Consider the following 25,468-nt stretch of genomic DNA (forward strand, 5'->3'; position numbering starts at 1 on the left):
GAATTTATTATGCAAAATTCAGACAGTTTAATGCTGGAGGCACCGTCTCTGCCCAGAGGGGGCGGTGCAATAAGCGGCCTGAAGGGCGACATCGCCGCCGCAGGCCCTGATGGTGCCGCCACGCTGAGTATCCCGTTGCCGATCAGTGCCGGAAGAGGATATGCACCCTCCCTGGCGCTCAGCTATCACAGCCGCAGCGGCAACGGGCCGTTCGGTATGGGGTGGGGGCTGAATCTGCCCGCCATTCGTCTGCGGACAGTCAGGGGTGTACCGTCGTATGACGACACCGATGAATATACCGGACCGGACGGCGAGGTGCTGGTGCCGGTGCTGACCGCCAGCGGCGAACCGGAAACCCGCACGGCCACCACGCTGCTGGATGTAGATTTGGCAGGACGTTTTACCGTAAACGCCTATCGTGCCAGGGTGGAAACCACCTTTAGCCGGGTGGAGTTCTGGACGCAGGAAGGTGACTCGGGGACGAACTTTTGGGTGATATATGATCCGGACGGCCAGGTACATTTACTGGGGCGTAATGCTCAGGCCCGCATCAGCAACCCGGATGATGCCACGCAGACTGCCGCCTGGCTGATGGAGTCGTCGGTGTCGCTGACCGGCGAGCAGATATACTGGCAATACCGCGCTGAAGATGAAACCGGCTGCGATGCAACAGAAATATCGGCCCACCCGGCTGCCACAGCGCAGCGCTACCCTGTTGCAGCCTGGTACGGTAACAGAAAGGCCGGCCGCATGCTGCCCGGCCTTGCCGCTCAGCCGGCCGCCACGGACTGGCTGTTTATCCTGGTGATGGACTACGGCGAGCGGGGTACGGCAGTCGCTGAGCGGCCGCAATGGCTGACGCCGGGAAGCGGAAGCTGGTTATGTCGCCAGGACTGCTTTTCTGGCTGGGAGTACGGATTTGAGACACGCACACGTCGCCTCTGCCGTCAGGTGCTGATGTTTCACTGCATCAGTGCGCTGGCCGGAGATGAAAAGAGCGAGGGCGAGCCTGAAGGGGTGTCACGCCTCCTGCTGGATTATCACGAGAGTCCTTCCGTCACCACGCTGAAAAGCGTGCAGCAGATAGCCTATGAGCCGGATGGCACGGTACGCAGCCTGCCGCCAATGGCGTTTGGCTGGCAGGATTTCACGCGACCTGAATCCGGCACCAGAGACTGGGAGCCGCGTGATGACCTGGAAAAAATGAACGCGTGGCAGCCTTACCAGCTGGCTGATCTGAATGGTGAAGGCATTGCGGGCATCCTGTACCAGGACGGTGGCGCATGGTGGTACCGTGCACCGGTGAGACGGGCGGGGAATGACGCCAATGCGGTGACCTGGGGAAAAGCGACGCCCCTGCCCGCCATCCCCGCACTGAGGGATGGCGGCATGCTGGCCGACCTGAACGGCGATGGTTATCTGGAGTGGGTGGTTACCGCGCCGGGCGTGGCGGGCCGTTATGAACGTACCCCGGAACGGGAGTGGCGGCACTTCACCCCTCTCTCCGCCCTGCCGGTGGAATACGCCCATCCGCGCGCGCAGCTGGCCGATATCACCGGCGCAGGCATGGCAGACCTGGCGCTTATCGGCCCGAAAAGCGTACGACTCTACAGCGGGACCGGCGAAGGCTGGGAAAGGGCGCAGACCGTGATGCAGTCTGCCGGTATCACCCTGCCGGTCCCCGGCACGCACGCCCACGTGATGGTGGCGTTTAGTGACATGGCGGGCAGCGGACAGCAGCACCTGGTGGAGGTGCGAGCGGCGGGCGTGCGCTACTGGCCGAACCTGGGCCACGGGCGCTTCGGTCAGCCGGTGAGCCTCTCCGGCTTCGGCCAGCCAGCCGCTTCGTTCAATCCTGAGCAGCTTTATCTGGCCGATATCGACGGGTCAGGAACCACTGACCTGATTTATGCCCTCAATGACCATCTTCTGGTTTACCGCAATCAGAGTGGTAATAGCTTTGCCGCCCCGTTCAGCGTGAGCCTGCCGGACGGCGTACGCTATGACCGCACCTGCAGCCTGCAGCTGGCGGATATCCAGGGTTTGGGCGTGGCCAGCCTGGTGCTGACGGTATCACATCCGGTGCCCCGCAGCTGGGTCTGCCACCTGTCAGGGAATAAGCCATGGCTGCTGACTGCGATGAATAACAACATGGGGGCGAGCCATGCCCTGCATTACCGCAGCTCCGCACAGTTCTGGCTGGATGAGAAGGCGGAAGCAGTGGCAGCAGGCAAATCCGTTCCTGCCAGTAACCTGCCGTTCGCGCTGCACACGCTGTGCCGCACGGAAGTCACTGACGAAATCACCGGCAACCGCCTGGTCAGCACCGTACGCTACCGGCACGGAGCCTGGGACGGACGGGAACGGGAATTCCGGGGTTTCGGCCTTGTTGAAATCAGCGACACCGACACCCTGGCCAGTCAGGGTACGGCGCCGGAAATCAGCATGCCATCGGTCAGCCGCAGCTGGTATGCCACCGGCCTGCCCGCCGTTGATGAACGCCTGGCCGACGAATACTGGCAGGGAGATGCGGCTGCCTTTACCGGATTTACCCCCCGTTTCACCACGGGCAGCGGAGAGAGTGAGCAGGCATACACCCCGGATGACGCCACCGCATTCTGGCTGAACCGGGGGCTGAAAGGCCTGCTGCTGCGTAGCGAGCTGTATGGTGCTGATGAAAGCAGCCAGTCAGAGGTGGTTTACACTGTCACGGAAAGCCGGCCACAGGTGCGGATGGTTGAGCGCGCAGGAACGTATCCAATCGTCTGGTCGTGCGTAGCAGAAAGCCGGGCATACGCTTACGAACGGGTCAGCAGTGACCCGCAGTGCAGCCAGCAGGTGCTTCTTGCCAGTGACGAATATGGTCAGCCGCTGAGGCAGATAAACATCAGCTACCCCCGGCGCAGTCAGTCACAGGACAACCCTTACCCGGACACGCTGCCGGACGGACTGTACGCTGCCAGCTTTGATGAACAGCAGCAGAGCCTGCGCCTGACGCTTCAGCAGAGCCGGTGGCATACCCTGACGGATGCGGCTGCGGGAGTCTGGTTGCCGGGGCTGGCGGATGCCTCGCGCAGCGATGTCATTACCCTTACGGCAAGTGCCGTACCGGCCGACGGTCTGACGCTGGAATCCCTTCTGGATAACGACGGTCCCGTCGGGACCGGGAAGGCATATACCTTCGCCGGCCAGCAGCAAATCCGGTACCTGGACACTCAGGGCGACGTGATGGACGGGACGCCGGCTTTTCCGCCGCTGCAGGCATTTACAGAAACCGCCGTGCTGGATGAAGATACCGTCAGCAAGCTGTCGGGTGACATGAGTACTGACCTTCTGGCACGGGCCGGGTATTCTCAGGCTGAATATCTGTTCCCGCGAGAGGGTGAGACGGCTAAAAAGCTGTGGAGTGTTCGTCAGGGGTACGCGTCCTATGGCACCGCTGAGCACTTCCGGCTGCCGGTGTCTTTCCGTGACACTCTTCTCACCGGCGCTGTACGGGTGACCCGTGATGCACATGACTGCGTGATAATCCGGCTGGAAGATAGTGCCGGGCTGACCACCACCGCGCAGTATGACTGGCGCTTCCTGATGCCGACCAGCGTTACAGATGCCAATGGCAACCAACAGTCCGCTCTTTTTGATGCGCTGGGACGGGTCACGTCACTGTGGTTCTGCGGAACGGAAAACGGTACAACGACCGGCTACAGCGCCACTGCACCAGATGTCCCGACAACGGCTGATGCGGCCCTGGCGATGGTGGCACCGCTGCCCGTGGCGCAGTGTCTGGTGTACGTGGCCGACAGCTGGATGCAGGAAGGCGTGGACAAAATACCGCCGCACGTGGTCACACTGACCACCGACCGTTATGACAGCGACAACGCGCAGCAAATCCGGCAGCAAGTGGCGTTCAGCGACGGTTTTGGCCGGGTATTACAGGTGGCCACCCGCCAGGCGGATGGCGAAGCCTGGCAGCGTGCGGAGGAGGGTTCACTGGTCACCGGGGCGGACGGGGCACCGGGCACGGCGGAGACCACTTTCCGCTGGGCGGTAACCGGGCGAACCGAATATGACAACAAGGGTCAGCCTGTCCGTACGTACCAGCCATATTTCCTGAACAGCTGGAAATACGTCAGCGATGACAGCGCCCGTCAGGATCTTTACGCCGATACACACTGTTACGATCCATCGGGCCGGGAATGGCAGGTTATCACGGCCAAAGGCTGGCTGCGCCGTACGCTGTTCACACCCTGGTTCGTGGTCAGCGAGGATGAGAACGACACCGCCGAATAAACAACCGTAATAACGACCCGGCACCGGCAGCCTGGCTGCCGGTGTTTTCACTGAATACAGCCTGAAGATAACCACTCATGAGGGTTCTGTCGCGTTAACGAAAAGAAGATGAAGAAACCTGCGCTGCCTGTTTTTCAGGCAGCCAACAGATACCATTGTTCTGCTGGCAACAATGCTTCACCGTCCGGATACCCGTGGAATCGCAAAAGGATCCACCGTATTTACTGTCTGCCGAAGCTGAATTTTCGCCGTAAGGGCAAACCGCGGCTATCCGGCCATAGTTCGCCTGGATAATGGTCCGGAATTTATCTCTCTGGCACTGGCTGAATGGGCAGAGAAGCATGCAGTAAAACTGGAATTTATCCAGCCGGGTAGCCGACGCAGAACGCTTTTATTGCGTGCTTTAACGGTTGCTTTCGGGATGAATGTCTGACTCAGCGCGGGTTCAACGATATCGTTTTTTACGCTGTAGCAAACAAGTTATACATAAATGAATTTCATTTAATTTTTGGCAATGGCCCATTCTTTTATTTCCCTTCTTTCGCCCAAAAAACTCATCATACTTATTAAAACCCTATTAAATCATGCAATACGGACAGGTCCATCTATAATAAGGTGACATCACTGGAACCCTCACTGATGTTTTTTACTGTCTTGATATGACTATTACTTAAGGATGTGTCATGAATAAAATAACCTCTGCCCTGATCAGTAGCAGCATTTTGCTGGCAATGAGTACGGCCGGTGCGGCCTCAAACGACGTTCATCTTGAGCATACGACGCAGTCTTTTGTTGACCAACTGAACAGCGGTAACGGAAAACCCATCGAGAAACTTTCGCCAGAAGAAGCCCGTAAGGTACTGTCCGGAGCACAGTCTTCAGTGAAGGTTGATCTTTCCGGCGTAACAACCTCAAACAAAACGATTCAGGTAGACGGCAAGCCCGTAGAATTGACTATCGTCAGGCCTGACAATGCGTCCGGCGTGCTGCCAGCGTTTATGTTTTTCCACGGAGGGGGATGGGTGTTGGGAGACTTCCCGACTCATCAGCGCATGGTTCGTGACCTGGTTCTAAAATCTGGCGCTGTTGCCGTTTTTGTTAACTATACGCCAAGTCCGGAAGCACATTATCCGGTTGCCATAAACCAGGCATACGGGGCAACAAAATGGGTAGCTGAACATGGCGATGAGATCAGTGTTGACGGTAAGCGCCTTGCGGTCGCAGGAAACAGCGTAGGCGGAAACATGGCCGCTGTCGTCAGCCTGATGGCAAAAGAAAAGCACGGACCTGACCTGCGTTATCAGGTTCTTTTCTGGCCGGTTACCGACGCAAAATTTGACACAGCATCCTACGAAAAATATGCAACGAAACGCTTTCTCACCCGGAATATGATGAAGTGGTTCTGGGATAATTACACAACCAGCGATGCGCAGCGCAATGAAATATACGCTTCACCGCTTCGCGCTTCAGAAACGCAGTTGAAAGGGCTTCCGCCAGCGCTTGTACAGACGGCAGAGAACGATGTGCTGCGCGATGAAGGTGAAGCCTACGCACGTAAGCTTAATGCCGCCGGGGTGGACGTGATTCAGGTACGTTATAACGGCATGATCCACGATTACGGATTGCTTAATGCTCTCGCAGACGTTCCTGAGGTTCAGGCTTCACTGACTCAGGCCGGGAATCTGCTTCGTGAGCATCTGAAATAGTTTTACCGGGCTGGTCAGAGTGCTGACCAGCCCGGCTTTTACTTTTCTGAACTCTGTAAACTTTCCCGTTGACCTTTCAGCTTCATATCTATGCCTGGCAACCGTTGCTATCCCATCAAACCAGACTATTCAATTCTGAGGATGTTCCGCCGGGAGGACAACGTCCGCGACCAGCAGGCCGCGATGCTATCTGTTTCACAATAGAAGAGGCCGGACGTCGTTATGCATACTCAATTTTTCGGTGGATGCTAACAGAAGGTGATTAGGTGTCCGTCGGCCCACATCGGTTTCCCATATCCCTCAATATGGACATTGTACGCATTCCCAAACCATGATTTCCGCCGTGCCGACCTGGCTTCTTCAGGATGGCGGGCCACTACAAACGGGATATCATGCACTCCAGTATTTGACTTTCCGGCGTTGCCACCCAGATAAAAAACGCACAGTGCCATTCATATTCCCGTTTCTGTCATAACCCCCATACATGACGGCTGTGCGTTAACCCGAAAACGTTGTAAACGATCCCAGCTCCCGCCACGGCAAGCAAAAAAAGCGATGACGTCATGTCTATTTTCCTGCCATGTCTGGCAGGCATCCATTTTCTCACGGTCAGAATCTAGAGCGTCAGTATGACGAAATCGAAAATCACCCACACCAGAACCGTGTTGACGAACAGTTTGATAAAAAAGGGGTCAGCATCTCGTTGAGGCGCGTCCTGGTTATTGTCCGGTGATACTGGCACAAAAAAAGCGGATCCGTTGCATACCGCCAGGACGCAGCCGTTTATCAGAACGTGGTCCAGTTTCCGTCGGCTTTACCCGTCCCCGCAGACTTCACGACTGCAGGGACCGGCAAATGTACGGGCATGACGGCTGCATCGGGACGAGAGTCAGCCTTAAGCGTGAACACCGACACCGATTGCACCAGCAGGGATGCCTGTTCGCGCAGGCTCTGCGAAGCTGACGCTGACTCCTCAACCAGCGAGGCATTCTGCTGAGTCACCCCATCCATCTGTGTAACGGCGATACCCACCTGCTCAATGCCCCGCGCCTGCTCGGCGCTGGAGGCGGTAATCTCTTCAACCGTGTCGCTCAGCCGTCCCACCGACGACACGATGTCCGCCATGGTGGTCGCGGAACGGCCAGTCAGCGCACTGCCTGCGCTTACGCTGGCTGAGTTTGCCTCAATCAGCTGACGTATCTCGCCTGCGGCCTTGGCACTGCGGCCTGCCAGCGTGCGCACCTCCCCGGCCACCACGGCAAAGCCCCTCCCCTGCTCACCTGCCCGGGCCGCCTCAACAGCCGCATTCAGGGCCAGGATGTTGGTCTGGAAGGCAATGCTGTCAATGACCGAAGTGATGTCCGCAATGCGGGCGGAACTTTCGCCGATGGACTTCATGGTCCCGGTGATGTCAGCGGTGACCTCATTTCCCTGGCGGGCGACCTCACGCACGTTCACGGCAAGCTGTGCCGCCTGACGTGCATTGTCGGCGTTGTTCCTGACCGTCACGCTGAGCTCGCTCATGGTGGCAGCGGTCTCTTCCAGCGCGCTGGCCTGTTCCTCCGTGCGCTGAGAGAGGTCAGCATTTCCCTGCGCAATCTGGAGGCTGGCCGTGGCAACGCTCTCAGCGTTCCGGCGCACGGTACTGACCGTCTGCGCCAGCGAGTCCTGCATTTCTGCAACCGCCGCAAGCAGCCTGCCGGTCTCATCGCGGCCAGCAACCGGGACGGTTACGCTCAAATCTCCACGAGCTATGCGCTGCGCCGCATTGAGCGCCGTATTAAGCGGGCGGACAATGCTGCGCGTAATGAGCCAGGCCAGAAGCATCGCCAGCAGAACGGCTGCAACACTCAGTGTGGAAAGCAGGATAATAGCGCTTTGCCGCTCCTGTAATGCTGATGCTCCGGCTTTCTGCATCTGGGACTCCTGAAACTTCACCATGTCAATGATAGCCTTCATGTAATCACTCTGGGTCTTGAGGCGCGGCCCGAAAAGCATCTGTGCGGCCTCATCCCGCTTGCCCTGCATGGCGAGCGAAACGACATCATCTGAAAATGCCTGATACTCCCTGCCGGTGCTTTTCATCAGGGCAAGCAACTCCCGGCCCTTCGGGGTAGTGAGTAGCCGGTCAATCCTGTCGATGGCATCGGCCATCTTTGTACGAACGGTGTCGTAGTCTTTTTTAAATCCCGCCTGCCTGCTCGTGTCACCGTTGAGAATGATGACGTTGCGCACCAGCCGGGTCATGTCGATTGAGTAGTACCGAAGGCTGGTTGCAGCCGATGCCTTCTCATAACGGCTGCCCGCCAGGGTTGTGGCCGTGTCGCCCAGCGACTGAATACGGGAGAAGCCGGTCAGCGCGATGATGACCAGAAGAAGAAGGATAAAGCCAAACGCCGCGCCAAGGCGTACGCCGATTCTGATGTTGTTCATCTAAGTTCCCGTTGATAAAAAGCTGAGTGTAGAAAATCTGCGGCATCCGGAGACACATTGTTTCTGTCGTTTTATGATGTGCGGCGGGTGACCTGAAAACGTCACCTTGCTGGCATTATCGACAGCAGGTGACTCAAAGTTTAGGCCTGAGAAATACGAGGGGGAGAGATACCCGGTAACATAACCGCCGGCAGGCCTCACTTTACAGACCTGTCGGTTTGCAGGATGTTGTGTTGATCTTCCACTTCAGGGGCATGCATGCGGTTCGCCGGCCAGTCCTGGATATGACTCAGCACGTAGCGCAGCCATGCTTACGGATCTGCGTCGTTGAGTCGACAGGTACCGGTGAGAGTACAACGCTGCGGCCCGCTAAAGGTTCTGTACAAAAAGTTCGGGCGGGTAGAATCGTCGCCATGACCGGCCAGAGCGTCACATGGCAAAGCGTTATGAACTCCCGGATAAAGTCTGGGCGCTAATTCTGGGGCCGGAAAAAAGGGGACCGAAAGAACCGCTCGACCATGCCATGGGGCGCAGTCAAAGCGGCCTGACAACCAGGATTCACCTGGTCTGCGACGCCAACGATGGGCCATTACGCAGCACGCGTTCGCCAGGGCAAGCTGGCGAGCAGATACTGCAGCAGTGGTCTCACTGGCCTGCAGCCTGCATTATAGACGGCAAAGATTTTTGAACAGAACGTAAGCTTACTCAAGCGCTGTAGAAATTATTCGTTCCATGTCTGGCCGAGCCGGTCGGCAATTTGCCAGATGGATAACAGAAACGCGAGCTTGCACAAATCTTAGTATTAATGTCCTGAATCCCCATAAGCAGCCGCTATGGAAAACAATATCCTGGTTGCCGTTTCGTGTAACCTCCAGCCCAAAACGGTAGTTTGGTAATGTTCCATCGGTTAGTGCGGCCCCCTGCAACAGGCTTTGTAGTATGCTTGAGGGGTTTGCCTGCTGGATATGCCACTCTTTCTCCCATTTTATCAAGTCTGAAATACTGCCATAGATCCCGCCGTCGCCCACGGTGTTAGCATTAGCAAGATTTTGTCGGTATCCAAAAGGGCGATTAGAATCTTGCTCATAACTTGTCACTCGATGCTCAATGACTGCAAAGCGATCATCATCAAATGCTAACTGCTGAATACCTAAAGGATCGAACAGCACCTCCTGTGCGTAACGCTTGATCGGCTTTCCTGTTAAACGTTCGACCAGAGCAGCCAGCAGTATGTAATTACTATTACTGTAGCCATATTTACTGGCTGTTTTGAACTCCAGACAATCTAATGAGGTAATAATCTTTAAGATTGTTTCGTTGTTGAAATAGTCCCCTTCATGGCGTCCAATCTGGCAATGCAGATAAGGAAAGTAATCAGGTATGCCACTACTATGGTTAAGGAGGCTGGATAATGGAAAGTATTGTTCAAAACTTAATAGCTCAGGTAAATAAATACAAACGTCGTCGTCCAGTCCGATCAGACCTTCACGTACAAGCGTCAGTACGCATGCAGCTGTAAACTGTTTGGATTCTGACGCCAGATAATATGCAGAATGGCGGGACAGCGGTACTTTCAGTTCCAGTGAGCTCATTCCATGATGAAGCTCAAATATCGTTTGACCACTTCGGATTATTGCCGCACTAAATCCAGGACCTTCTGACGGCAAAGACGCTTTCAAAAGATTGAAGTACTGCTTTAAACTTTCCATTATTTCTCGTTTTCTGTAATCAAAAAAGTAGTGTGGTTTCTGTGCTCATGATGATGTTGATTTAACATTGCCTGGGTAGTGTTTCAGGAAGACTGATCATAAGTTACGTGCGATGGCATATGTTACACGGCCGACGCTTTCCAGGACAGCCTCGGCTTTTTGCGCCAGCGAAAAGGCCGAGAATGGGGGTTTTGAGTCGAGAGATAATGCCTGTTCGACGCTTACAGATCCTGCACACTGGTGTGGGTTTGGCGTTGGATCCCCCGCTCAGGGTTGAGAAAAAGAGCGCTACCAGGTTCAGTCACGACGCCAGGGGGGGCGTGAATTCACCTGCCGCACGCTGAATCAATGGGGAGCAGGTCAATTGAGGTGTGATTGCGCGGTCAATAACAGTTACCGAACCCTTCACAATTCCGGCTTCGCGATAATTAGTATCACTACGCCCAATAAATGTTGAATGAGGAGATAGCGTAAATGAATCACCCAGATTGAGTCGCTGTTCTGCAAGTTTTGAGCAGGATTTTGAAATGCCATCTCAGCTCCGATGTGCAGAAAATTCAGAAATAGTAGTTCTTGTTATCCACATATCCACTAAGTAGATCCATTTTTCTGGATCATATAAAGAGCAATTAGAGTTCAACAAAGATCACCCGCTTTATAACGTCACGAAATAAATGGGAAATATGATACCTCAGACGGTTACGTTCATAACCTAAAAGCGGTTACTTTCATAAAGATGGCCATTTTGTTCTCACACGGTGGCGGTAAATGGAAAATTTCAGTGTGCCGCTACACTGTCCTCTTCTACACCGGTAAACGCAGACCGTATCCGTACTCCACCCGCTGGCTGGATGAGTTTGGCGACCCGGCGCTGGCAGGCAGGCTCTACAGCAGCGCTTTCCCGCTGGTTGACGTGACCGTCATTCCGGATGATGAAATCGCCAGCCACCGCAGATGGCCGCCCTGACCGAAGGGGAGTTGGCACAGATCCGCCATTGATTACCCTTACCCGACCCCGGGAGTAACCCGGAATCGGGGAAAGCTGTCGGTACCCGACCATTCGGTGACGCACAGGTCATCCCGCACTAGAGATGCTCACTAAGACCTGATGGTAAAAGGCCGCAAGATGACATTATGGCTGGTTATTATCAGTGAGTACGGGTCAGTACCTTGCTCTTTTACAGAATGTTCATTCCTGAACATGATAATTAAACCATCTTTTTATCAATGCCTAATTTTTTCATTCGTGAAATAAGCGTGGTGCGCTTCATCCCCAGACGTTGAGCCGCACCTCTGGGACCGGCTATAACGCCATTTGCTTCTCTAAGAATCCGCACAATCCGATGATACTCATCTTCCTGAAATTCACCCCGGTCGGCTGCAACGTATTTGTGAGGAACAAATTGCCGATTATCCATTTCTGACAAAGAAACGCGGAGTACATTACCGCGGGTAAGCAAAACCGCCCGCTCGATAGTGTTCTCTAGTTCGCGTACATTCCCTGGCCACTCCATTCGGCTCAGGGTGCGCAGTACCTCTGCCGGAATGCTGTCAATGTTGCGGTTCAGGCGGCGAGCAATTTTGAAGGTAAGGAATTTTACCAGTAACGGGATATCCTCCGGGCGTTCGCGCAGCGGCGGAAGGGTAATAGGGAAAATGTTCAGCCGATAGTAAAGATCGCTACGAAATTCGCGATTGGCCACCATTTCTTTCAGGTTGCGGTTGGTGGCAGCAATCAGGCGCACGTTCACTTTCTGGACTTTATTGCTGCCGAGGCGCTCAAACTCCTGCTCCTGGAGCACGCGCAGCAACTTAGGCTGGAACTCCAGCGGCATATCACCGACTTCGTCGAGGAACAGTGAACTTTTGTCTGCCAGCTCAAAACGTCCGATGCGCAGAGAATTCGCTCCGGTAAAAGCCCCCCGTTCGTGACCGAACAAATCGCTCTCCAGAAGTCCTGCAGGTATAGCGGCGCAGTTGATTTTTACCATCCTGCGGCTGTTTCGGTCGCTCAGGTTATGAATGGCTCTGGCGATTAACTCCTTACCGGTGCCGGTCTCACCAAGAATCAGTACAGTGCTGTCGCTGCTGGCGACCAGCTCAACCTGCTTAAGCACGATGGACATGGCCTCGCCGCGCCCGATAATTTCGCCAAAATCGCTGTCAACGTTATTAATTTGCTCAGTGAGATAGAGGTTTTCATCCACCAGGTTCTCTTTCAGGCAGTTTATTTCCTGATAGGCGAGTGCGTTATCCACCGCAATGGCGATACGTTCAGCAATCTGGCGCAACAGTTTGAGGTTGGCGGGTGTAAAGCCGTTTTCACTGCATCTGGCGAGCTTCAGTACGCCCAGCATATTGTTGCCGAATTTTAACGGCAGCAGGCAAAGTGTCTGTGGTTTGTTGTCCCACATCTCCAGCAGCATCTGCTCGTACGGCGCCTGCTTGTCGCCGGGGCAGAGGTTGAGCAGCAGCATTTCGCCGCTTTTAAACACACGCTCTGAAAGCGTGCCTGTCTCCAGCACGTCGCTTTGATCGTGAATCGGCGCGACTTCATCAACAAAATGGGTGGAGTAGATCGTGAGTCGCGCCTTGCGGCGGCTTTTTAGCACAATACTGATGGAATCAATGGCGAAGTGATAATGAATTTCGCAGGCAATCTCGCTTATCAGCTCGTCCAGATCCAGCTTCGACAGCACGGCATTGGTGACGGCCACCAGAATGCGAAAATCATCACGTTCCCGGCACAGTAGCTGGTGATCGTGGCTCGAGTTAAGTCGGGTCTGGATCTGCTCTGTCACCAAGCCCACTATCTGCGCCAGGGTATAAAGCCGGTTAAGCTCTTTTTCGCTCCAGGGCTCCGCCCTGTCGCGGATAAACTCGCAGCCGCCAATAATTTTTCCTTCGCAAGTCAGCGGCAGCAAACAATAGCGGCCAAAAGGTGCATACAGGTCAAGGCTGGCCATTTGCGGCCAGGTTTCATCAAACTCCTGCTGATTGCAGACCAGCGGCTCCGGGCGCGACAGCATCCGGCGTACCGGACCATTGGCCAGCACCCCTTCATCTTCATAATGCAGTTCCTTGCCGTGCTTATCCTTGCCGTAAAAGCTCACTCTCTGGTTTAGGGGGTGGGGATAAAGCAGGATGTTTACGCGATCGGCCAGCGCGCCCTGTTTCACCCACTGCGTCAGATTGCTGGCGAGTTGGTTGAGATCAGGTTGCTTGAGCAGCGTACGGGTAATATCCAATAACCCCTGCTGCCCAAGATCGTTCATCGGCGTATAGGACATTTTTGCTTTCCATTGAAATCCCCTGCGGCAGGCACAGGGTTAAAAGGCCTCATTAGCATAAATATTAATTAAGCTTATTCAGCGTAAGCTGATTGCGTACAGGCGCAGGTCAACAAATTCGCGGTAAGGGTTCAAAATGCGGCAGATCGAGAGTGCGTTTTACGCCATAAAGCCCTATCACGCGTACACCTTCTCTCTCAACGACCTCACCCACTATCGCCGCCTGTTTACCGCATGAATGCTGCTGCAAAGCGTGCAGAACGGCCGGTGCAGCGTCGGGTGACACGGCGATAACCAGCTTACCTTCATTAGCGAAGTTTAATGCATCCAACCCCAGCAGTTCGCAGACACCGCGTACCGTCGGGTTCAGGGGCAGCAGGTTTTCGCTGATTTCCATGCCACAGCCGCTGGCGGCCGCAAACTCATGCAGAACGGCGTTCACGCCGCCACGCGTGGCATCCCTCAATGCTTTTACGCCGGGTATTTTAAGCAGTGGGGAAATCATTGAGACCAGAACTGCGCAGTCACTGTGCAGATCGCCGTTCAGACCTAATTTCTCACGCAGGTTGAGGATGGTCGCGCCGTGGTCGCCAAGCGTGCCGCTGACGATAAGCACATCCCCTGCTTTAATCTGAGCCGCCCCCCAGGCGATGCCGGCAGGAATAGCACCGATACCGGTGGTATTGATAAACAGTTTGTCTGCCGCGCCGCGTGGCACCACTTTGGTGTCACCTGTCACAATGGCGATCTTCGCCGAGCGTGCGGTGTTTGCCATGCTGATGACCACACGCTCCAGGGTTGCAAGCGACAGTCCTTCTTCGAGGATAAAGCCACACGACAGCCAGCGTGGCGTGGCGCCGCTCACCGCAACATCGTTTGCCGTGCCGCACACAGCCAGCTTGCCAATATCGCCGCCGGGGAAAAACAGTGGGTCAATAACGTAGCTGTCGGTGGAGAAAGCCAGTCGATCGCCGCTGGCAGTAAGCTCCGAGAGGGAAAGTCGGGCCTGGTCTTCCTGCTCTGTGAGCCAGGGATTGTCGAAGGCCCGCATAAACAGGCTGGCGATCAGCTGATGCATCGCCTGCCCGCCGCTGCCGTGGGCAAGCTCAACGATTTTCATACACTCCCCCCTGAGAACGGTACTGATACCACGCCGCGCAGGCGCCTTCGGAGGAGACCATCAGCGCGCCGAAGGCGTTTTGTGGGTTGCAGCCGCTGCCGAATAGCGGGCATTGCTGCGGTTTGCAGCGGCCGGTAAGGACGTCGCCGCAGCGTGCTTTCGGATCGTCATAAACCTGCTGAGGTTTAGGCTGGAAATGAATTTCTGCATCAAACTGACGATACGCTTCGGTGAGCTGCACGCCAGAGTCGCTGATAACCCCCAGGCCACGCCATTCGGCTTCGCCGCGCACCGTAAACACTTCGCTTATTGCCTTTTGCGCAAGCCCGTTGCCTTCTTCCGGCACGATGCGGCGATACTGGTTCGCTACCACGCTGTGCGGGTGGATTTTTTGCTCTACCAGCATCAGCACGGCTTGCAGCAGATCGAGCGGCTCAAAGCCTGCGACGACCAGCGGCCGCTGGTACTCAGAGGCGATAAAATTGTAGGCTTGTGTGCCAATTATCATGCTGACGTGCCCCGGCGCGAGGAAAGCGCTGATGCCGTTGTCGGGCTGAGAAAGGAGGCTACGCAGCGTTGGGATCAACGTGATGTGCTGGCAGAAGAAGTAGAAATTATCGATGTCCTGCGATTTTGCCTGTTTAAGCGTGATTGCCGTGGCGGGCATGGTGGTTTCAAAACCGAGACCGAAGAGTACTACTTTCCATTTCGGGTTCTGACACGCCAGCGTCAGCGCGTCCATTGGGGAATAAATTACCCGGACATCAGCACCACGCGCCTTCGCCTGCATCAGCGAGCCGTTTTTCCCCGGTACGCGCATCGCATCGCCAAAGGTGCAGAAAATCACGTCCTGGTGGCTGGCTATCTCAATGCCGCTGTCGATTCGCCCCATCGGCAGCACGCAAACCGGGCAGCCAGGGCCGTGGATAAATTCGATGTTTTCCGGCAGCAGCTGGTCGAGGCCGAATTTAAAAATAGCATGGGTATGGCCACCGCAAACCTCCATGATGCGCAGCGGTTGCGCGGCAGTGTAGTCCAGCAGCGGGGCGCGTGATTTGAGTATTTCAATCAGCTGCATCACCCGCTTCGGATCGCGATATTCGTCGACATAGCGCATCAGCGCGGCTCCTCACCGTAGAGCAGCGCGCCGACGTCCGGCTCAACCCCGAACATGTTTTGCAGGGCATCAAGCGTGTCGCGCGCCTCGGCTTCATCAATAATGCTCATGGCAAAACCGACGTGAACCAAAACCCATTGCCCCACGGTGGCGCCACCCACCAGGGTTAAATTAACGTCGCGCTGCACGCCGCATACGTTCACTTTCGCGCTGCCGTCGGCCAGCCGCTCAACAATTTGCCCAGGAACGCCTATGCACATCGTTCCGCCTCCAGCCAGCTAAGCCACTCGTCCATTCCTTCACCGCGGGTCGCGGAAACCAGAATAATTTTGATGCCCGGATTGACCTCTCGGGCAAAGGTCAGGCATTTGTTTACATCAAACTGCAGGTACGGCAGCAGATCGATTTTGTTCAGCAGCATCAAAGACGCTGCGGCGAACATATGTGGGTATTTCAGTGGTTTGTCTTCACCTTCTGTGACTGACAGCACTGCGACCTTGTGGCGCTCCCCCAAATCAAAGCTCGCCGGACACACCAGGTTGCCAACGTTTTCGATAAACAGCACGCCGTTTTGCTCAAGCGGCAGGCGCAGCATGGCATCGCGGATCATCTGAGCATTGAGGTGACAGCCTTTACCTGTGTTGACCTGAATGGCTGGCGTGCCGGTTTCACGGATACGTGCAGCGTCATTCACCGTTTGCTGATCGCCTTCAATGACCGCGCATGGCACTTTGGTGTTCAGGCGCTTCAGCGTTTCGGTGAGCAGCGTGGTCTTGCCGGAGCCGGGACTGGAAACCAGATTCAGTACCAGCTGATTCTGACTGGCGAAGCGTTCGCGGTTATGGGCGGCGAGCTGGTTATTCTTGTCGAGCACGTTCAGCTCGATCTCCAGCATTTTGCGTTGCGTCATGCCGGGCGCGTGGGTGCCCGCCGCGCCGTGGCCGTAATGCAGGTCGCCCTGTTCATCCGCCTCAGGCGCGAATCTCACACCGGTTATGCGCTGCAGCGGACGCACCGCCGGGGCGAATGGCGCACTGCGAAAACCAGAGTGGGGATTACGCTCATCCCCTTCCATGTACAGGTTGCCTTCACCGCAACCGCAAGTGCTACACATGTGCTATCTCCTGATCGATTTCTACGCGCTTAATCTGCATGCCATCGTCCGCCACAATGCGCAGGTTGCTGCCGCTGCAGTTTGGGCAGCACTTCACACGCTGGGTCAGCAATGTGACGAACTGCTTGCAGTCATGGCACCAGCATTCGGCTTCCTGCTGGTGGATATGCAGCACGCAGCCTTCCGCCAGCGTGCCGCGACAGGCCAGATCAAAGCAAAACTCCAGGGCGCTGGCTTCCACACACGAGAAGGCACCGACCTCCAGCCAGACGCTGGTTACGCGGCGGGCGTTGTTCTGACGGGCGTGGCTTTCGATGAGTTCGACTGCGCGCTGGCAAAGGGTGATTTCGTGCATGGAGCCTCCGGGGGTTAACTGGGGCAGGTAATGCAAGGACGATGCCAGGACTTTTATCGCCCTCGCCCCAAGGGGCGAGAGGGAAATCGCGCCCGTCATTAAAAGTCAAAGATGACGAAATGACACATTACCCGCCATTTTTCTGACATGCATTTAATTAAAAAACCTTCAAATACAATCAATTATAGAACTGGCGCGAAACATGCATTACGGAAGGGCAAAAAGTAACAGAGTGAATCTACGATGGACATTTGGCCGCTGAGTGAAAAAGCCGCGTATATCGCCGACAGGCACAAGACTCCCCTTAAGCAGTGGTATCTCTACCGCAATGCCAAAGTGGGGGTGCAGCCCCCCTCAGACTGCCCCCCGGATGAGAGCCTGCGCTTCTTCTTATTTGACCACTTCATCATTCAAAGCAGCCTCGCCGAAGGCTTTAACAGCCATAACATCAAGTACGCCATCGATCTGCGTGAAGACATAGATAAGCTTTTGATAAAAAAGGATAACATGGACGATGTCGGGCTGATTGATAACGGCATCAGCAACCGCGATCGCAAGACAGAGCGCGATCACTATCTTGAGCTGAACCGCCCGGGATACGACAGCCTTTATCTGGCTGTGCAGCAAAACACCCCACTGCCCATGACGCTGCTTCAGCAGTCCGGCGTGGCATGAAGAGTTTTGGGGTGTCGAGAACTGTCGAACTGGCAGCTTGTCGGCATGTTTTCGTCAAAAATGACGATCCTCACCTGAGGAAGAGCTGGTGAACCGTTTTGTAATTGCTGACTCAACATTGTGTATCGGCTGCCATACCTGCGAAGCAGCCTGCGCCGAGACGCACCGTCTGTATGGCTTGCAGTCCATGCCGCGCCTGAAGGTCATGCGCAATCTGAATGAATCTGCGCCGCAGATGTGCCATCACTGCGAAGACGCGCCCTGCGCCGGGGTATGCCCGGTGAATGCTATTACCTGCGCGGATGGGGCCGTACAACTGAATGAAAGCGTCTGCGTAAGCTGCAAACTTTGCGGCATTGCCTGCCCGTTCGGCGCGATTGAATTTTCCGGCAGCCGCCCGCTGCATATTCCCGCCAACGTCAACAGCCCGAAAGCGCCGCCTGCGCCTCCGGCACCGGCTCGCGTTAGCACGCTGCTCGACTGGGTTCCCGGCGTTCGCCCTATCGCGGTGAAATGTGACCTGTGCAGTTTCGACGAAAGTGGCCCCGCCTGCGTCCGCACCTGCCCGACCAAGGCGTTGCGCCTTATCGACAATAAAGAGATCGCCCAGTCCAGTAAGCGCAAGCGCGAGCTGACGCTCAGCACGTCACTCGGCGACCTGACCCTGTTTACCCAGCCAGAGGCAAAAAAATGACGGCTTTTTTACTGATTCACTGGGCGCTGTTGGGGTTTGTTGCCAGCGCTGTGTTAGCTGGCGCTCTGGCATTTTCTAAGCCGCTTAGCGGATTTTTCGCCGGCGCTGGCGGCGCAATCAGCGCCGTGCTTTTGTTGGTTGCAAGCATTCAGGCACTGCTGGGTTTCAGCGGAGACGCGCAAATCTGGCACTGGCATCTTCAGCTCAACGCCTTTAATGGCGTCTGGATGGTGACGGTGGCGCTCAGCGGCCTGTTTATCTCCGTCTATAACTGTGCCTGGCATCGGCATCCTGCGGTGAAAGCCAATGGCCTGCTGATTAATTTAACCCTGGCGGCAAGCGTGGCGGCGTTGGCGGCCGATAACTTTATTACCCTGGTGGCGATGGCGGAAATTATCTCTCTGGCAGGCTACTTCCTGACCGGCTGCAACAAGTCCGGGCAGCTGTGGTTTGCGCTGGGCCGCCTCGGTACCCTGCTGCTGGTCTTTGCCTGCTGGCTGCTGTGGCAGCGCTACGGCACACTGGATTACGGTGAGCTGCACCAGCTTGTCGGTGGCGTGCCGCTGCCAGCCTCAGTGCTGATCCTTTCGCTGCTCGGCTTTGGGCTGCTTGCCGGGATAATTCCGTTGCACGGCTGGGTCCCGCAGGCGCATGCGACTGCCTCTGCTCCGGCCGCCGCGCTGTTCTCCGCCGTGGTGTTGAAGATTGGTCTTTACGGCATCATGTGTTTCTCGCTTCTTAGCGACATATTGCCGCTATGGTGGGGCGTTCTGGTGGTGGTGGTCGGCATGATCACTGCGTTTATCGGCGGCCTTTACGCGCTGATGGAGCACAACATCAACCGCCTGCTGGCTTATCATTCCCTTGAAAACATCGGCATTATTTTGCTGGGCCTGGGCTGTGGTCTGATTGGCATTGCGCTGAATGAACCCGTGCTGGTGGCGCTGGGCATGACCGGCGGCCTTTATCACCTGTTTAACCACAGCCTGTTTAAAACCACGCTGTTCCTCGGCGCTGGTGCCATCTGGTTCCGCACCGGGCATCGTGACATCGAGAAACTGGGCGGGATGGGTAAACGAATGCCGGTTATCTCGCTGGCGATGCTGGTCGGGCTGATGGCGATGGCTGCGCTGCCGCCGCTAAACGGCTTTGCCGGTGAGTGGGTTATTTATCAGTCATTCTTCCGTCTCGGCAGCCTGCCGCTGTTTGTCGGCCGATTTATCGGGCCGCTGCTGGCCGTTGGGCTGGCGATTACCGGCGCGCTGGCGGTGATGTGTATGGCAAAAGTTTATGGCGTCACCTTCCTGGGCGCACCGCGTACCAAAGAAGCAGAAAACGCGACCTCCGCGCCATGGTTGATGAACACAAGCGTAGCGTTGCTGGCTTTGTGCTGCGTGGCGGCGGGTGTTGCTGCACCGTGGCTGCTGACTCTGCTTCAGCACGCCGTTCCGCTGCCGCTGCGAACGGCACATACCGCCGTGTCTCAGCCGATGATTACGCTGCTGCTGATTTCATCCCCGCTGCTGCCGTTAATTTTGACGATCGTTTTCCGTGGCGACCGCTTGCCAAACCGCTCCCGTGGCCCGGCCTGGGTCTGCGGCTACGACCATGAACAGGCGATGGTGATCACCGCGCCGGGCTTCGCGCAGCCGGTAAAAGCGGCGTTTGCCCCGCTGCTTAAGCTGCGCCACACCCTGAACCCTGGAAAATGGATGCCCGGCTGGCAGAGCGGGTGTCTGTCCGGCACGTTCCGCCGCCTGGCGATGATTGAGCTGGCGATTTTACTGGTGGCGATGATTGCCTGAGGAACTGATATGACAACGTTTTTATTTGCCCTGATCCAGGCGCTGGCGCTGTTTTTTGTTGCTCCGCTGCTGTCCGGTATTACTCGCGTGACACGCGCCCGCCTGCATAACCGCCGTGGTCCTGGGGTACTCCAGGAGTACCGGGATTTGTTCAAGCTGCTGGGCCGCCAGAGCGTGGCTCCCGCTGTGTCCGGCTGGGTTTTCCGCCTGATGCCGTTCGTGATGGTTGGCGTGATGCTGACCATCACCACCGCGCTGCCGGTGGTGACGGTTGCCTCGCCGCTGCCGTCATCAGGAGACCTGGTCACCTTAATTTACCTGTTCGCTATCGCCCGCTTCTTTTTCACCATCGCCGGGTTAGATACCGGAAGCCCGTTCACCGGTATTGGCGCGAGCCGTGAAGCGATGCTCGGTGTACTGGTAGAGCCGATTATGCTGCTAGGTTTGTGGGTGGCAGCTCAGGTTGCCGGCAGCACGCACATCAGCACTATCGCCGGAGCCATTCAAGACTGGCCGACGGCGCAGAGCCTGACGCTGATCCTGGCTTTTACAGCCTGTGCCTTCGCGACCTTCATTGAAATGGGCAAGCTGCCGTTTGACCTCGCCGAAGCCGAACAGGAGCTGCAGGAAGGGCCTTTGTCCGAATACAGCGGCGCGGGCCTGGCGGTGCTGAAGTGGGGCATTTCCCTAAAGCAGCTGGTTGTTCTGCAAATGTTTGTTGGCGTGTTCCTGCCGTGGGGACAAATGCGCGCCTTTAGCTGGGGCGGACTTGTTCTCACTTTAGCGCTGGCCGTCGTGAAGCTGGTGGCGGGCGTGCTGATTATCGCGCTGTTTGAAAACAGCATGGCGCGTTTGCGAATGTCTGAAACCTCGCGCATTACCTGGGCCGGTTTTGGCTTTGCCTTTTTAGCCTTCGTCTCCTTGCTGGCGGCGTGATTTAAGAGAATTTATCAATGACTGAAGAAAAAATAGGCCAACACTATCTCGTCGCGCTGCATCAGCAATTCCCGAATGCCGTGATCGACGAAGCCTGGCAGACCAACGATCAACTCACCGTCACCGTGAAGCTCAACATGCTGCCGGACGTGGTGGAATGGCTTTACTACCAGCAGGGCGGCTGGCTTTCGGTGCTGTTTGGTAACGATGAGCGCCAGCTTTGCGGCGGCTATGCGGTGTATTACGTGCTGTCGATGGAACGCGGCGTGAAATGCTGGATCACCGTACGTGTGGAAGTGGATGCTGACAAACCGGCGTTTCCGTCCGTCACGCCTCGTGTTGCTGCTGCCGTCTGGGGCGAGCGCGAAGTTCGCGATATGTACGGCCTGCAGCCGGTTGGCCTGCCCGATGAACGCCGTTTGGTGTTGCCGGACGACTGGCCTGACGATCTTTATCCGTTGCGTAAAGACAGCATGGACTACCGCCAGCGCCCGGCGCCGACCACCGACAAAGAGAGCTATGAGTTCATTAACGAACTCGGGACGAAAAAGAATAACGTGGTGCCGATTGGCCCGCTGCACGTTACTTCTGACGAACCGGGCCATTTCCGCCTGTTCGTCGATGGCGAAAATATTATCGACGCCGACTACCGCCTGTTCTACGTCCATCGCGGCATGGAAAAACTGGCGGAAACCCGCATGGGCTACAACGAAGTCACCTTCCTGTCCGACCGCGTATGCGGCATCTGCGGCTTCGCCCACAGCACCGCCTATACCACCTCGGTCGAAAACGCGATGGGGATTGTGGTGCCGGAGCGCGCGCAGATGATCCGCGCCATCCTGCTTGAGGTTGAGCGTCTGCATAGCCACCTGCTGAACCTCGGTCTGGCCTGTCACTTCGTGGGCTTCGACTCCGGCTTTATGCAGTTCTTCCGGGTGCGTGAAATGTCGATGAAGATGGCGGAGATTCTGACCGGGGCGCGTAAAACGTACGGTCTGAATCTGATCGGCGGCATCCGCCGCGACCTGTTGAAAGACGACATGATCCAGACCCGCCAGCTCGCCCGGAAGATGCGCCGGGAAGTGCAGGATCGGGTGGATATTCTGCTGAGTACACCGAATATCGAGCAGCGCACCGTCGGGATTGGTCGCCTGGAGCCACAAATCGCCCGTGACTTCAGTAACGTTGGCCCAATGGTGCGCGCCAGCGGCCATGCCCGCGATACCCGCGCCGACCACCCGTTTATCGGCTACGGTCTGCTGCCGATGGATGTTCACAGCCTCGACGGCTGCGACGTGCTTTCCCGCCTGAAAGTGCGCATCAATGAAGTCTTCACCGCGCTGAACATGATTGATTTCGGTTTAGATAACCTGCCGGGTGGCCCGCTCGCCGTAGACGGTTTCACTTACATTCCAAACCGCTTTGCCCTTGGCTTCTCGGAAGCCCCGCGCGGAGACGACATTCACTGGAGCATGACGGGCGACAACCAAAAGCTTTACCGCTGGCGCTGTCGCGCGGCCACTTACGCTAACTGGCCAACCCTGCGCTACATGCTGCGCGGCAACACGGTATCAGATGCTCCGCTGATTATCGGCAGCCTTGACCCTTGCTACTCCTGTACTGACCGCATGACGGTAGTGGACGTGCGCAAGAAGAAAAGTCAGGTGGTGCCATACAAAGAGCTGGAGCGCTACAGCATTGAGCGCACTAATTCGCCACTGAAATGATTTTGCTGCCCGGTGTGTGGTGGGAAACCCCTGACCCTCTCCCCAAAGGGGGGACTGGATCGCGCTAGCGTTGACCCTCTCCCTTCCAGGGTAAGGGTTAATCACTCAGGCCAGGCAAACAAGGAAAACGCATGTTTAACGTCATCAAAAAAGCCATCAGGGACGGCGTGACAACCGAGTTTTACCCGGTCCAGCCCATTGCCACAGACCCTAACTTTCGCGGCAAGCCTGAGCACAACCCGCAACAATGCATCGGCTGTGCGGCCTGCGTTAACGCCTGCCCCTCCAATGCCCTGAGCGCGGAGACGGACCTGGTTGCCGGGCAACTGCAGTGGAGCTTTAACCTCGGACGCTGCATTTTCTGCGGACGTTGTGAAGAGGTTTGCCCGACGACCGCCATCAGGCTTTCGCAGCAGTACGAACTGGCGGTATGGAACACAGCCGATTTTCTGCAGCAGGCCAGCTTCCCGCTGTGTAACTGCCGCGAATGCGGCCGCCCGTTCGCCGTGCAAAAAGAGATCGACTACGCGATTGCGCTGCTTGCGCACAACGGCGATGCCCGTGCGGAAAGCCGCCGCCCGGCGTTTGAAACTTGTCCGTGCTGTAAGCGCCAGCAAAGCCTGGTGTCTTCCGACCGTATCGACTTTAGCCGTCAGATGAGAGAGGTCAACTAATGAGTAATCTGTCAGGGGGGCCGCGCGACCACAACGACCTTCCGGTGCCGATGGCGGTGGACGAGTCTATCGCCAGCATGAAGGCGTCACTGTTGAAAAATATCAAACGCTCCGCCTACGTTTACCGCGTGGACTGCGGCGGCTGTAACGGCTGTGAAATCGAGATTTTTGCTACGCTTTCGCCGCTGTTCGATGCGGAACGCTTTGGTATCAAAGTTGTCCCTTCCCCTCGTCATGCCGATATTCTGCTGTTTACCGGCGCGGTGACTCGCGCGATGCGCACGCCGGCGCTGCGTGCCTGGGATTCGGCTCCCGATCCTAAAATCTGCATTTCCTACGGCGCCTGCGGCAACAGCGGCGGGATATTCCACGATCTTTACTGCGTCTGGGGCGGCACCGACAAAATTGTGCCGGTCGACGTTTATATCCCTGGCTGTCCGCCAACGCCTGCCGCCACGCTGTACGGGTTCGCGATGGCACTCGGCCTGCTGGAGCAAAAAATCCACACCCGCCCGGCAAGTGAGCTGGACCTGGAACCGGCAAAAATTCTGCATCCGGATATGGTGCAGCCGCTGCGTGTGCGTATCGACCGCGCCGCGCGTCGCCTGGCAGGCTACCGCTATGGACGCCAGATCGCCGACAGCTACATGACAAACCTGACGACCGGGGGCGATGCTGTTCAGCTGTGGCTGAGTGAGGAAAACGATCCGCGCCTGACGGAAATCGTCACCCGTCTTGAGCAATTGGTTCATCAGGAGCGCGCGTAATGAGCGAGTCGGTGGTGTTCTGTCAGCTCAGCCGCAAGTTTGTCGATGAGAACGATCATACCCCGGCTGACGCTCAGCAGGTGGTCTACTACAGCCTGGCGATTGGCCACCATTTGGGGGTGATCGACTGCCTGAAAGAGCGCCTCGTTTGCCCGCTGGAAGCTTATCAGGCCTGGATTGCCACGCTGGAGGTTGACGGCGATGCCAGGCGCAAAATGAACGGCGTACCACGCTACGGTGAAATTGTTATCGACCAGAACCATGTGGTGATGCTGGCCCGGGCTTTTGATGCGGCTAAGCCGACGCAAACGGCTGAACAGCAGGGCTGGAGCAAGGCGATGCTCGACATGCTTCGGGCTATTCAACAGGAACCCGCCATCTACCTGATGGTGAGGAGACGCTATGACTAAGGTGCTGCTTTGCGTAGGCAATAGCATGATGGGTGACGACGGCGCAGGCCCGCTGCTGGCCGAGAAATGCGAGGCCTCCCCGCAGGGGGACTGGGTAGTGATCGATGGCGGCAGCGCGCCGGAAAACGACGTGGTTGCCATCCGCGAGCTGCATCCTGAGCGGCTGCTGATTGTGGATGCCACCGACATGATGCTCAACGCTGGCGAGATCCGCATCATTGATCCGGATGATATCGCCGAAATGTTTATGATGACCACCCACAATATGCCGCTTAATTATCTGGTCGATCAGCTCAAAGAGGATGTGGGTGAAGTGGTGTTCCTTGGCATTCAGCCGGATATCGTCGGCTTTTACTATCCGATGACGGAGGCGGTAAAAGCGGCGGTGGAGCAGGTCTACCAGCGGCTGGCAACGTGGTCTGATTACGGTGGATATGAGCCCCTCCTCCCTCCAGAGAGCGGAATCTCTTTCTAGTCTTCCCTCCCTCTCCCTTCCAGGGGAGGGGCATTAATGACTATCGTTGCCAAAATGACATCGTCAAAAGTGTCGAACTCTCTTCTTACTCCCCGTCAAACCCGCTAACCACGCCGCCTGCAAACCTGGCACGGTTTATGAATTACCCCCTGCGACAACACACTTATTGCA

Annotated in this window: 20 protein-coding genes and 5 pseudogenes; 14 read left to right on the forward strand and 11 right to left on the reverse strand. The window is 56.4% G+C overall.

The genetic code is table 11. The annotated features are described in order from the left end of the window. The first annotated feature begins 9 nt into the window (after nucleotides 1-9). The 3 genes and pseudogenes from WFO64_RS20505 (at nucleotide 10) to WFO64_RS20515 (ending at nucleotide 5,996) form a co-directional block, all read left to right on the forward strand. Complete coding sequence (locus WFO64_RS20505) at nucleotides 10-4,290, forward strand: SpvB/TcaC N-terminal domain-containing protein (protein ID WP_337013861.1); 4,281 nt, start codon at nucleotides 10-12, stop codon at nucleotides 4,288-4,290. A 186-nt stretch (nucleotides 4,291-4,476) separates the two neighbouring features. Continuing rightward, nucleotides 4,477-4,722 (forward strand): annotated as a pseudogene (locus WFO64_RS20510) (integrase core domain-containing protein); the annotation flags it as partial. A gap of 251 nt (nucleotides 4,723-4,973) precedes the next feature. Then, the gene (locus tag WFO64_RS20515) at nucleotides 4,974-5,996 is read left to right on the forward strand and encodes an alpha/beta hydrolase (protein ID WP_442956169.1); all 1,023 of its coding nucleotides are present in this window, start codon (nucleotides 4,974-4,976) and stop codon (nucleotides 5,994-5,996) included. A gap of 248 nt (nucleotides 5,997-6,244) precedes the next feature. Here the strand turns inward: WFO64_RS20515 and WFO64_RS20520 are convergent, their stop codons facing one another. The 3 genes and pseudogenes from WFO64_RS20520 to WFO64_RS22630 form a co-directional block, all read right to left on the reverse strand. Further along, on the reverse strand, nucleotides 6,245-6,448 hold the full coding sequence (locus WFO64_RS20520) for a DUF1543 domain-containing protein (RefSeq protein WP_337013862.1): 204 nt from the start codon (nucleotides 6,446-6,448) through the stop codon (nucleotides 6,245-6,247). A 334-nt stretch (nucleotides 6,449-6,782) separates the two neighbouring features. Further along, the gene (locus tag WFO64_RS20525) at nucleotides 6,783-8,429 is read right to left on the reverse strand and encodes a methyl-accepting chemotaxis protein (protein WP_337013863.1); all 1,647 of its coding nucleotides are present in this window, start codon (nucleotides 8,427-8,429) and stop codon (nucleotides 6,783-6,785) included. 202 nt (nucleotides 8,430-8,631) lie between these two features. Continuing rightward, nucleotides 8,632-8,782: pseudogene (locus WFO64_RS22630) on the reverse strand (transposase domain-containing protein); the annotation flags it as partial. Between the two features lie 118 nt (nucleotides 8,783-8,900). On the opposite strand from WFO64_RS22630, the pseudogene WFO64_RS20530 reads away from it, so the two are divergent. Next, nucleotides 8,901-9,054, forward strand: a pseudogene (locus tag WFO64_RS20530) (IS5/IS1182 family transposase); the annotation flags it as partial. 76 nt (nucleotides 9,055-9,130) lie between these two features. On the opposite strand, the gene WFO64_RS20535 reads toward WFO64_RS20530, so the two are convergent. Beyond that, nucleotides 9,131-10,138 carry a serine hydrolase domain-containing protein gene (locus tag WFO64_RS20535; RefSeq protein ID WP_337013864.1) on the reverse strand — a complete coding sequence of 336 codons (1,008 nt, stop codon included), beginning with the start codon at nucleotides 10,136-10,138 and terminating at the stop codon, nucleotides 9,131-9,133. 367 nt (nucleotides 10,139-10,505) lie between these two features. Beyond that, nucleotides 10,506-10,672: pseudogene (locus WFO64_RS22635) on the reverse strand (peptidase); the annotation flags it as partial. Nucleotides 10,673-10,934: 262 nt separating this feature from the next. Here WFO64_RS22635 and WFO64_RS20540 point away from each other — a divergent pair. After that, nucleotides 10,935-11,093, forward strand: a pseudogene (locus WFO64_RS20540) (Rpn family recombination-promoting nuclease/putative transposase); the annotation flags it as partial. Between the two features lie 253 nt (nucleotides 11,094-11,346). Here WFO64_RS20540 and flhA read toward each other — a convergent pair. The 6 genes from flhA to hypA form a co-directional block, all read right to left on the reverse strand. Continuing rightward, the gene (flhA, locus tag WFO64_RS20545) at nucleotides 11,347-13,428 is read right to left on the reverse strand and encodes a formate hydrogenlyase transcriptional activator FlhA (RefSeq protein ID WP_337013865.1); all 2,082 of its coding nucleotides are present in this window, start codon (nucleotides 13,426-13,428) and stop codon (nucleotides 11,347-11,349) included. A 109-nt stretch (nucleotides 13,429-13,537) separates the two neighbouring features. Next, complete coding sequence (gene hypE / locus WFO64_RS20550; protein ID WP_337013866.1) at nucleotides 13,538-14,548, reverse strand: hydrogenase expression/formation protein HypE; 1,011 nt, start codon at nucleotides 14,546-14,548, stop codon at nucleotides 13,538-13,540. Then, a complete protein-coding gene (gene hypD, locus WFO64_RS20555) occupies nucleotides 14,535-15,665 on the reverse strand; it encodes a hydrogenase formation protein HypD (protein ID WP_337013867.1) in 1,131 nt (376 codons plus the stop codon). Before hypD ends, hypE begins: the two co-directional genes overlap by 14 nt. After that, entirely contained in the window at nucleotides 15,665-15,925 is a 261-nt protein-coding gene (locus WFO64_RS20560; protein WP_337013868.1) for a HypC/HybG/HupF family hydrogenase formation chaperone, read from the reverse strand. The genes hypD and WFO64_RS20560 overlap by 1 nt, the downstream gene beginning before the upstream one ends. Then, complete coding sequence (hypB, locus tag WFO64_RS20565) at nucleotides 15,916-16,779, reverse strand: hydrogenase nickel incorporation protein HypB (RefSeq protein ID WP_337013869.1); 864 nt, start codon at nucleotides 16,777-16,779, stop codon at nucleotides 15,916-15,918. Before hypB ends, WFO64_RS20560 begins: the two co-directional genes overlap by 10 nt. Next, nucleotides 16,772-17,134 carry a hydrogenase maturation nickel metallochaperone HypA gene (gene hypA / locus WFO64_RS20570; RefSeq protein ID WP_337013870.1) on the reverse strand — a complete coding sequence of 121 codons (363 nt, stop codon included), beginning with the start codon at nucleotides 17,132-17,134 and terminating at the stop codon, nucleotides 16,772-16,774. Before hypA ends, hypB begins: the two co-directional genes overlap by 8 nt. Before the next feature lie 243 nt (nucleotides 17,135-17,377). Between hypA and WFO64_RS20575 the strand changes: the two genes are divergently transcribed. The 9 genes from WFO64_RS20575 (at nucleotide 17,378) to hycI (ending at nucleotide 25,297) form a co-directional block, all read left to right on the forward strand. Further along, nucleotides 17,378-17,809, forward strand: coding sequence for a transcriptional regulator (locus WFO64_RS20575; RefSeq protein ID WP_337013871.1), 432 nt, complete (start codon nucleotides 17,378-17,380; stop codon nucleotides 17,807-17,809). Between the two features lie 88 nt (nucleotides 17,810-17,897). Further along, nucleotides 17,898-18,503 (forward strand): 4Fe-4S dicluster domain-containing protein, encoded by a 606-nt coding sequence (locus tag WFO64_RS20580; RefSeq protein ID WP_337013872.1) that lies wholly within the window; start codon nucleotides 17,898-17,900, stop codon nucleotides 18,501-18,503. Continuing rightward, complete coding sequence (gene hycC, locus WFO64_RS20585) at nucleotides 18,500-20,308, forward strand: formate hydrogenlyase subunit 3 (RefSeq protein WP_337013873.1); 1,809 nt, start codon at nucleotides 18,500-18,502, stop codon at nucleotides 20,306-20,308. The genes WFO64_RS20580 and hycC overlap by 4 nt, the downstream gene beginning before the upstream one ends. Nucleotides 20,309-20,317: 9 nt before the next feature. Further along, entirely contained in the window at nucleotides 20,318-21,244 is a 927-nt protein-coding gene (locus WFO64_RS20590) for a respiratory chain complex I subunit 1 family protein (protein ID WP_337013875.1), read from the forward strand. 17 nt (nucleotides 21,245-21,261) lie between these two features. Next, complete coding sequence (locus WFO64_RS20595; RefSeq protein WP_337013877.1) at nucleotides 21,262-22,971, forward strand: hydrogenase large subunit; 1,710 nt, start codon at nucleotides 21,262-21,264, stop codon at nucleotides 22,969-22,971. Between the two features lie 131 nt (nucleotides 22,972-23,102). After that, nucleotides 23,103-23,645: a formate hydrogenlyase complex iron-sulfur subunit gene (locus tag WFO64_RS20600; RefSeq protein WP_337013879.1), complete on the forward strand. Its 543-nt coding sequence runs from the start codon at nucleotides 23,103-23,105 to the stop codon at nucleotides 23,643-23,645. Then, the gene (locus WFO64_RS20605; protein ID WP_337013881.1) at nucleotides 23,645-24,412 is read left to right on the forward strand and encodes an NADH-quinone oxidoreductase subunit B family protein; all 768 of its coding nucleotides are present in this window, start codon (nucleotides 23,645-23,647) and stop codon (nucleotides 24,410-24,412) included. Before WFO64_RS20600 ends, WFO64_RS20605 begins: the two co-directional genes overlap by 1 nt. Further along, nucleotides 24,412-24,822, forward strand: a complete 411-nt coding sequence (locus WFO64_RS20610; protein WP_337013883.1) for a formate hydrogenlyase maturation HycH family protein — start codon at nucleotides 24,412-24,414, stop codon at nucleotides 24,820-24,822. The genes WFO64_RS20605 and WFO64_RS20610 overlap by 1 nt, the downstream gene beginning before the upstream one ends. Further along, nucleotides 24,815-25,297 (forward strand): hydrogenase maturation peptidase HycI, encoded by a 483-nt coding sequence (gene hycI / locus WFO64_RS20615; RefSeq protein ID WP_337013885.1) that lies wholly within the window; start codon nucleotides 24,815-24,817, stop codon nucleotides 25,295-25,297. Before WFO64_RS20610 ends, hycI begins: the two co-directional genes overlap by 8 nt. Nucleotides 25,298-25,468: the final 171 nt, after the last annotated feature.

The sequence above is a fragment of the Pantoea sp. AS142 genome (assembly GCF_037152305.1).
GTDB lineage: Bacteria > Pseudomonadota > Gammaproteobacteria > Enterobacterales > Enterobacteriaceae > Pantoea.

Excerpts from the sequence above, each read along its gene's own strand:
- WFO64_RS20505 (WP_337013861.1), top strand. The coding sequence starts at position 10 with ATGCAAAATTCAGACAGTTTAATGCTGGAGGCACCGTCTCTGCCCAGA.
- WFO64_RS20515 (WP_442956169.1), top strand. The coding sequence starts at position 4,974 with ATGAATAAAATAACCTCTGCCCTGATCAGTAGCAGCATTTTGCTGGCA.
- WFO64_RS20520 (WP_337013862.1), bottom strand. The coding sequence starts at position 6,448 with ATGGCACTGTGCGTTTTTTATCTGGGTGGCAACGCCGGAAAGTCAAAT.
- WFO64_RS20525 (WP_337013863.1), bottom strand. The coding sequence starts at position 8,429 with ATGAACAACATCAGAATCGGCGTACGCCTTGGCGCGGCGTTTGGCTTT.
- WFO64_RS20535 (WP_337013864.1), bottom strand. The coding sequence starts at position 10,138 with ATGGAAAGTTTAAAGCAGTACTTCAATCTTTTGAAAGCGTCTTTGCCG.
- flhA (WP_337013865.1), bottom strand. The coding sequence starts at position 13,428 with ATGTCCTATACGCCGATGAACGATCTTGGGCAGCAGGGGTTATTGGAT.
- hypE (WP_337013866.1), bottom strand. The coding sequence starts at position 14,548 with ATGAAAATCGTTGAGCTTGCCCACGGCAGCGGCGGGCAGGCGATGCAT.
- hypD (WP_337013867.1), bottom strand. The coding sequence starts at position 15,665 with ATGCGCTATGTCGACGAATATCGCGATCCGAAGCGGGTGATGCAGCTG.
- WFO64_RS20560 (WP_337013868.1), bottom strand. The coding sequence starts at position 15,925 with ATGTGCATAGGCGTTCCTGGGCAAATTGTTGAGCGGCTGGCCGACGGC.
- hypB (WP_337013869.1), bottom strand. The coding sequence starts at position 16,779 with ATGTGTAGCACTTGCGGTTGCGGTGAAGGCAACCTGTACATGGAAGGG.
- hypA (WP_337013870.1), bottom strand. The coding sequence starts at position 17,134 with ATGCACGAAATCACCCTTTGCCAGCGCGCAGTCGAACTCATCGAAAGC.
- WFO64_RS20575 (WP_337013871.1), top strand. The coding sequence starts at position 17,378 with ATGGACATTTGGCCGCTGAGTGAAAAAGCCGCGTATATCGCCGACAGG.
- hycC (WP_337013873.1), top strand. The coding sequence starts at position 18,500 with ATGACGGCTTTTTTACTGATTCACTGGGCGCTGTTGGGGTTTGTTGCC.
- WFO64_RS20590 (WP_337013875.1), top strand. The coding sequence starts at position 20,318 with ATGACAACGTTTTTATTTGCCCTGATCCAGGCGCTGGCGCTGTTTTTT.
- WFO64_RS20595 (WP_337013877.1), top strand. The coding sequence starts at position 21,262 with ATGACTGAAGAAAAAATAGGCCAACACTATCTCGTCGCGCTGCATCAG.
- WFO64_RS20600 (WP_337013879.1), top strand. The coding sequence starts at position 23,103 with ATGTTTAACGTCATCAAAAAAGCCATCAGGGACGGCGTGACAACCGAG.
- WFO64_RS20605 (WP_337013881.1), top strand. The coding sequence starts at position 23,645 with ATGAGTAATCTGTCAGGGGGGCCGCGCGACCACAACGACCTTCCGGTG.
- WFO64_RS20610 (WP_337013883.1), top strand. The coding sequence starts at position 24,412 with ATGAGCGAGTCGGTGGTGTTCTGTCAGCTCAGCCGCAAGTTTGTCGAT.
- hycI (WP_337013885.1), top strand. The coding sequence starts at position 24,815 with ATGACTAAGGTGCTGCTTTGCGTAGGCAATAGCATGATGGGTGACGAC.